The following is a 6,896-nucleotide window of genomic DNA, read 5'->3' as shown; positions in this document are numbered from 1 at the left end:
CCAAATAAGCAGAAAAAATCGTCTTACTCGAAACTTTGGAGCAGAAGCGGCCAAATAAGCAGAAAAAATCGTCTTACTCGGAGCTTTTGAGGTAGAAGCAGTCAAATAAGCAGAAAAAATCGTCTTACTCGGAGCTTATGGGGCAGAAGCAGCGAAATAAGCAGAAAAAATCGTCTTATTCGGAGCTTTTGGGGCAGAAGCGGCCAAATAAGCAGAAAAAAATCGTCTTACTCGGAGCTATTGGGGCAGAAGCAGTCAAATAAGCAGAAAAAATCGTCTTACTCGGAACTTTTGGGGCAGAAGCAGTCAAATAAGCAGAAAATCTCGTCTTCCTCGGAGCTTTTGGGGCAGAGGCGTGCTTTTTGCTGCTCGGTGAGTCTGTTTCCGAACCCTTTTGGTCCTTCTACACGTCTGTTTCCAAATAGAGGAGCAAAATGCATAATAGAGGCGCAAATTGCTTTCCAAGCGGCGAAATGAAAAAATGGATGGATATCATGGGGCAGAAAAGGAGATTGCAAATGGGAGAAACGGCGGTTGTTGCAGGAGGAACCGGTCTCGTCGGCCGCGAGCTGCTCAACCTGCTTCTTGCAGGAGAGCGCTATGCCAACGTCATTGCGATCGGACGCCGTCCAACGGGCTTGTCGGATCCGAGGCTGGAGGAGAGGGCGATGGAAGGCGGCCAGCCGGAGCAATGTCTCGAAGGCATTCCGGGTGGATACGACCTGTTCATCGCCACAGGCACGACAATCAAGAAAGCGGGTACGCGTGAAGCGTTTCGGCGGGTGGATTACGAGCTTCCGCTGCGGCTTGCCGAAATGGCGGCTTCGCAGGGAGCCGGCGCGCTTGTGATCGTATCGTCCATCGGCGCTTCGCCGGACTCCCGGTATTTCTATCTCCGGGTCAAGGGAGAGCTGGAGCGGCAGCTGGAGAAGCTGAGCCTGCGGCGTCTGATTGTGCTCAGACCTTCCCAGCTGCTCGGGAAGCGCCAGGAGCGGCGGCCGGGCGAGAAATGGGCCGCTGCGCTGGCGAAGCCGCTGTCGGGGCTGATGGTCGGCAAGCTGGCCCGCTACCGGCCCGTTCATGCGGCGACGGTTGCGTCCGCCATGCTGGAGGCGGCGAAGAGGGCTCCCGAGGGAGTGACGGTGGTGGAGTCAGAGCAGATTGCCGCCATCGGCTCGCACGGATGGGGGGCGGACGAATGAAAGCAATCCGCAAGGCCGCATTCTGCGCGGCTGCGATCATGCTCGCGGCGTCTCTCTCCGCCTGCAGCGGGGGGAGACGACAAAGCCGGCTCGTCAGGAAAGAGCACGGGCAGGGATGCAGCTGCGATCACCCCTTCCTCCTCGCCTGATCACAGCATTGAAGGACAGGAGCCGACTGAAACGCCATCACCGTCAGCGAGCGCGCCAAAGTCGGCTGAATCACCATCACCGTCAGCGAGCGCGCCAAAGCCGGCTGCGTCCGGAAAACCGTCCGCTTCGCCGTCGACTAATACCGCGACAGCGGCTCCTGCTCTTGGAGAGAAATCCCTGACCGCCTACTTCGGCTTTGCCGACAAGACGGGAACGAAGCTGATGATCGTGCCGGATATCCGGGGAGAGATCGATCCGGATGCCCTCTCTTCGATCAAGACCGCAGCGGGAGCAGGCGGCAAGACGCTGCCGGTGGCTTATGCGGGAGTGCAGCAAGGAGACGCAAAGGATAACGGCAGGCAGACGGCATCCAACTTTGTCCATATGAAGGGGTACGTGTTTCAGGTTGAACAGGGTACTGCCCAGCCGAACGCTACCTATTATATGCTGCGCGGCCAGCAAGCTCCGGAAGCCTTCTTCCCGGTCGAGGAAAGGAAGGCTGCCAAGCCGGACGCCTCTCTGTTGAAGGCTGTTGCCCAAGAGAAGAAACGGAAGGTCGACCAGGCTTGGACGATCGGCCGGATAGATGTGAATGGAAAACCAATGGATCTGCTGCTGATCCAGTTCGCGCGGGAGCAAAAAAGCATGCTGGCGAGCCTCGTTCTCGTACCGGAGGAATCGAAACCCCTTTACAAGGACTTCCCGGCGGATTATGATGAAAATTCTACGTGGACCGTTGACGACGGCGGCACCATGAACCCGGACTCCTTTTCCTTGCGCTTTGCCGCGCGTACCGGAGAAGGCATGATTCTGGGCATGGAATGGAATGCTGCCGAGGGCAGCAATTCCTTTCTGCTGCAAGCCGATTCCGGCAAGCTGGCCGATCTCGGCATCGGCGGCGGAAGATACATGAGTCCATGACGGGGCATGAAGCTGCCCCGCAGAAATCTAGAACCAAGCGGAGGCTGCAGCGCATTTGACCCCATATCCTTTCGAATTTGATCCGACCCGTCCCTTCATCGAGCAAGCCAGCGACTGGATCTCGGATGTTTTCTACGATATTCTGCCTGAAGCCGGCTTTGAAGTCCGCGATGAGCAGATTTACATGGCTTTCCAGCTGGAACGGGCCTATAAGGAAAAGAAAACGCTGTTCGCCGAGGCCGGCGTCGGCACCGGTAAAACACTCGTCTACCTGCTCTATGCCGTCGCATATGCCCGGTATACCCGCCGGCCGGCCGTCATCGCCTGCGCCGACGAATCGCTGATCGAGCAGCTGACGAAGGCGGAAGGCGACATCGCCAAGCTGGCGGCTTACCTGGACCTGAAGGTGGATGCCCGGATGGCGAAGTCGCAAAGCCAGTATCTGTGCCTGAACAAGCTCGACGACGTGCGGGGCGACGAGAGCTATGATGCGATCTACGAGACGCTTCCCGAGTTCGTGCGCAAGCCCGATACGCTGCAGTCCTTTCATCCGTACGGCAGCCGCAAGGATTATGCCGGGCTTGACGACGCCCGCTGGTCGAAGATCGGCTGGGACGTGTTCCAGGACTGCTTCGTCTGCCCGCAGCGACATCGCTGCGGCATGACGCTGTCGCGCGACCATTACCGGAAGTCGCCGGATCTCATTATCTGCTCCCATGATTTCTACATGGAGCATGTGTGGACGGCCGAGGCGCGCAAGCGGGAAGGCCAGCTGCCGCTGCTGCCCGAGCACAGCTCGGTCGTTTTCGACGAAGGCCATCTGCTGGAGACGGCCGCTCAGAACGCATTGACCTACAAGCTCCAGCACTCGGTATTTGAATCCATCATCAGCCGCCTGCTGCAGAACGACATCCGCGAAACGCTCGCCTATGCGATCGAGGACGCCATAAGCCGCAGCGAGGAGCTGTTCCGGCGCCTGCAGGAGGCCAGCCGTCCTGTGGAAGGCTCCGAAAGACTGGAGTTCGAGCCGACGCCTGGACTTCTGCGGGAAATCCGCGCTTTCCGCTCCTTGCTGGAGGAGATCGAGGAGCAGCTCGTATTCGAGAGCGGCTTGTTCACCCTGGACGGCTATCACCTTACTATCGTGGAAGAGCATCTCGATATGATCGGCACTGCCCTGGCGCTGTTCGAGAAGCCCGATGGGCTCATCACCTGGCTGCTGCCGGATCCGGATGGCTTGACGCTGGTCATGATGCCGAGGCTGGTCAAGGAAGTGCTTCGGGAGCGGGTATTCGCCAAATCGATGCCGATCATCTTCTCTTCGGCGACGCTGTCGGCCGGAGGCTCCTTCCACTATGCGGCCGATACGCTTGGAATCGAGGAATTCTTGAGCTTCAGCACTCCGTCTCCGTACGATTACGCTTCCCAGATGCGGATTCATCTCGATCCTGCCGCGGCAGCGGAGGACAAGAGGCGGCGCACGGTCGAAGCGCTCCGCCACAGCGGAGGAAGGGCGCTCCTTCTCTTCCCGTCCCGCAAGCAGCTGGAGTCGTTCCGCGACTGGGCTGCCGTAGCGCCCGAGATGAAGGAATACCGGCTTCACTTTGAAGGCACGGCAGAAATAAGCAGCCTGATCGCGGCTTTCCAGCAAGACGAGGAAAGCGTCCTGTGCGCTCATACTCTATGGGAAGGACTCGATGTGCCGGGTCCGTCGCTGTCGCTCGTCGTCGTCTGGGATCTGCCTTGGCCGCCGCGGGATCCGGTCTTCAACGCCAGGCGCCAAGCGGCGGCGAGCGCCTTCGGGGAAATCGAGGTTCCGTTCATGCAGCTGAGGCTGAGGCAAGGGGTCGGGAGGCTGATCCGATCGCGCGGAGACAGCGGGGACGTCGTCATCCTGTCCTCGCAGCTGCTTGACAGCCAAGTACGGGAAGCCGTCGTATCGGTACTGCCCGAAGGAACGTTACAGGAGGAGAATTGAGATGGAAATTACGGAATACAGCGTGGAGAAAATCAAGGATCCATTCGGCATTTTAGACGGACAGCGGTATGAATACCTGCTTCAGATCGAGGTGGATGAAGAGGACGAGCTGTACTCGCCGAGCGGCCTGTACGTGCGCGCTGTATACAAGCAAGAAGGAGCGGGAGGCTCCATCATCCGCCACGAGATCCGCGAGCGGGGCAGCGACCGGCTGCTGGACTTCGGGCTTGAGGATGAAGAGCTCGCCGAATTGGAGACGTTCTGCAAGGAACATATCGCCGACTCGGAAGCAAACGGATAATCAGGCAAGAGCCCGCGGCTGCTGGACAGCGCGGGCTCTAGTTCTACTTATGGGGGAGAGACATATGCAGCCTTTTACGGAAAAAGTGATCCGGGTCGTCGGCGCCATCCCGGAAGGCAAGGTCATGACCTACGGCTCGGTCGCTGCAGCGGCCGGAAGCCCTCGCGCTGCGCGCCAGGTCGTCCGCATCCTCCATTCCATGGGGGAGAAGTACGGGCTGCCCTGGCATCGGGTCGTCAACGCGGCAGGCTCCGTGTCGCTGCCGGGCGATGCCGGCGAGCTTCAAAGGGCATTGCTGGCCGCGGAAGGCATCGAAGAAGGCTCCCGCGGAGCGATCGATCTCGACCGGCATCGGCATGAACCGGATGCAGAGCAGGCCGGCGGCGAAGCCGGGCATTAAGCGGCGGGCTGCTCCGCTGCGGCTCTCGACGTGCTGCGGCTGAGCATGACGAGCACGCCCCAGATAAGCAGGAAGCCGATCAGCTCATGAATCTTGAGCACGGATCCAAAAGCGATCCAGTTGATCAGGACGCCGACGGCAGGGAAGGCGAGCTCGGCCAGCGTGGCGATGGAAGCCTTCGTCGAGGAAAGCCCTTTATAATAGAGCAGCATGCTCAGAAGGCCGGGAATGAAAGCCTGGAAAAGCAGGTTCACGATCAGGACGGCCGCTGCGCCTGTGCTTCCCAGATGCTTCCAGGAGTCTCCGGCGGCCAGCAGCAGAACGCCCAGCAGCGGGATGGCGAGCAGGAAGCGGAGCGAAGTGACGATATGGAAGCCCAGCTTCTTCTGCAGCAGGTATTTGCCCATGACGGTCGATCCGCCCCACAGGAAAGCGGCGCCGATCGAGTACAGCGCGGCCTGGGAGCCGAGATCGTGCAAGCCGAGCTGCGGACCATGGAAGCCGAATGTAAGCAGGTATGTTCCGGCGAGCGCGACGAGCAGATACCAGGAGAAGCGGGCTGGGAAAGATTCCTTGAGCATGAAGCGGGCGAGAATGATGGCCAGCAGCGGCTGCAGCTTCTGCAGCAGCAGGACGGCGTTGAAGTTGCCCATCGTGAACGCGGACGTGAACAGCACCGTGGCGATGGCGGAGCCGCCCCAGGAAACGAAGAACAGGGCTCCGACGACGCCGAGGGTGAGCTTGCCGGTGAGCTGATGACGGTAATGGATAAGGACCGGTACGGCATACAGAGCGAGGAGAAGATGCTCCAGGAAAACGATCTGCGGAGACGTGAAGGTTTTCAGAAGCAGGATGCGGAAAAGGGGATCGACTCCCCAGAGCGTCGCGCCGAGAACGACGTACCAAATGCCGCGGCTGCGGGTAAACAGGCCTTTGTCCGCGCTGAGCGGACGGTCAAGCGTAGCTGTGTCTTTCAATTCAACAACCTCCAGTGGCGGGTTTTTGAATTGAACCTCGTAGAAGCTCATAACCCCCGCCGAAAGACAAATGGCGGGGGCACGAAATAATACGCCTCGCCAAAATCGTGGCACGAAGCGCATTAAACCTTCTCTCATCCGGACTGTCACCGTCGGCCTTGGATTCTCACCAAGTCAGTCCCGGATCCGCATTCGCAGTTCCGGGAGTCGCGGGCTTCGGCGCGCATTCGCGCCGTCACCGCCGGTAGGGAATTGCACCCTGCCCCGAAGGTTCATATTCAGTTGCGTGAATTATATCACAAGGCGACAGCACTCGACAAGAAAAGTTCATGGTTGCAGGGAGCAGCAGCGCATCTCCCCAGGTATAATAAGGAGGACAAGCGCAACAGGGAAAGGAGAATACTGGTCATGAAGAAATGGACATTCGCGGCGATCGCGGTTCTCATGCTTCTGGTCGCGGCGGGCTGCGGATCTTCCGGCAACGCGCCTTATCAGGATGAGTCGGCGGTCAAGGTCGCGATTACGAGCGACCCGGCAGCCGTGGCCGGAACGCCGCTGCAGCTGACGGCGGCTATCGAGGGACTGGTTACGGAAGATAACCTCAAAATCGACTTCGACATCCGGGAAGAAACGGAGCAGGAGCTCCCTATTTTGATCACTTCCAAGAAGAAAGCCCAGGGACAGTATGAGGTCACGCATACGTTCGATAAGCCGGGCAAATACGTCATCTACATCCATATCTATTCCGGAGACGATCTCCATATCATCAAGCGCAGCACGTTCGACGTCGCTTGATCCGGAAGCCAGTCAAGGGCTGTCCCCAACGGGGGACAGCCCTTTTTTTCTTGTTCGCTTTAAGGCGCGGGGCAGACCTGTCGATCTCGAGGCTTGGGTGTCTGCTGTCCATCGAACGCATAGGGACGGACAGGCGGCCTCGGTTGTGGTTCGAGGTTTTCGGGAAATGCTG

At 59.1% G+C, this 6,896-nt stretch carries 7 protein-coding genes and 1 riboswitch; of the genes, 6 read left to right on the top strand and 1 reads right to left on the bottom strand.

Annotated features, from left to right (window positions below):
• The first annotated feature begins 518 nt into the window (after positions 1 to 518).
• The 5 genes from BN871_RS24810 (at position 519) to BN871_RS24790 (ending at position 4,952) form a co-directional block, all read left to right on the top strand.
• A complete protein-coding gene (locus BN871_RS24810) occupies positions 519 to 1,202 on the top strand; it encodes an NAD-dependent epimerase/dehydratase family protein (RefSeq protein WP_048749702.1) in 684 nt (227 codons plus the stop codon).
• Between the two features lie 372 nt (positions 1,203 to 1,574).
• A complete protein-coding gene (locus BN871_RS24805; protein WP_048749699.1) occupies positions 1,575 to 2,273 on the top strand; it encodes a hypothetical protein in 699 nt (232 codons plus the stop codon).
• A gap of 55 nt (positions 2,274 to 2,328) precedes the next feature.
• Positions 2,329 to 4,251, top strand: a complete 1,923-nt coding sequence (locus BN871_RS24800; RefSeq protein ID WP_021879883.1) for an ATP-dependent DNA helicase — start codon at positions 2,329 to 2,331, stop codon at positions 4,249 to 4,251.
• 1 nt (position 4,252) lies between these two features.
• Positions 4,253 to 4,552: a DUF6509 family protein gene (locus tag BN871_RS24795; protein ID WP_048749697.1), complete on the top strand. Its 300-nt coding sequence runs from the start codon at positions 4,253 to 4,255 to the stop codon at positions 4,550 to 4,552.
• 64 nt (positions 4,553 to 4,616) lie between these two features.
• On the top strand, positions 4,617 to 4,952 hold the full coding sequence (locus BN871_RS24790; RefSeq protein ID WP_048749695.1) for an MGMT family protein: 336 nt from the start codon (positions 4,617 to 4,619) through the stop codon (positions 4,950 to 4,952).
• Here the strand turns inward: BN871_RS24790 and BN871_RS24785 are convergent.
• On the bottom strand, positions 4,949 to 5,929 hold the full coding sequence (locus BN871_RS24785) for a DMT family transporter (protein ID WP_232313331.1): 981 nt from the start codon (positions 5,927 to 5,929) through the stop codon (positions 4,949 to 4,951). The two genes, BN871_RS24790 and BN871_RS24785, sit on opposite strands and share 4 nt — an antisense overlap.
• A 122-nt stretch (positions 5,930 to 6,051) precedes the next feature.
• Positions 6,052 to 6,205: riboswitch (FMN riboswitch) on the bottom strand.
• Between the two features lie 132 nt (positions 6,206 to 6,337).
• Here BN871_RS24785 and BN871_RS24780 point away from each other — a divergent pair.
• On the top strand, positions 6,338 to 6,724 hold the full coding sequence (locus BN871_RS24780; RefSeq protein WP_021879886.1) for a conserved domain protein: 387 nt from the start codon (positions 6,338 to 6,340) through the stop codon (positions 6,722 to 6,724).
• The last annotated feature ends 172 nt before the right edge of the window (positions 6,725 to 6,896 follow it).

The sequence above is a fragment of the Paenibacillus sp. P22 genome (assembly GCF_000469945.2).
Lineage (GTDB): Bacteria > Bacillota > Bacilli > Paenibacillales > Paenibacillaceae > Paenibacillus_O > Paenibacillus_O humicus.
Note: the sequence above shows the minus strand (reverse complement) of the source record. Positions and strands in the feature narration are given on the sequence as shown.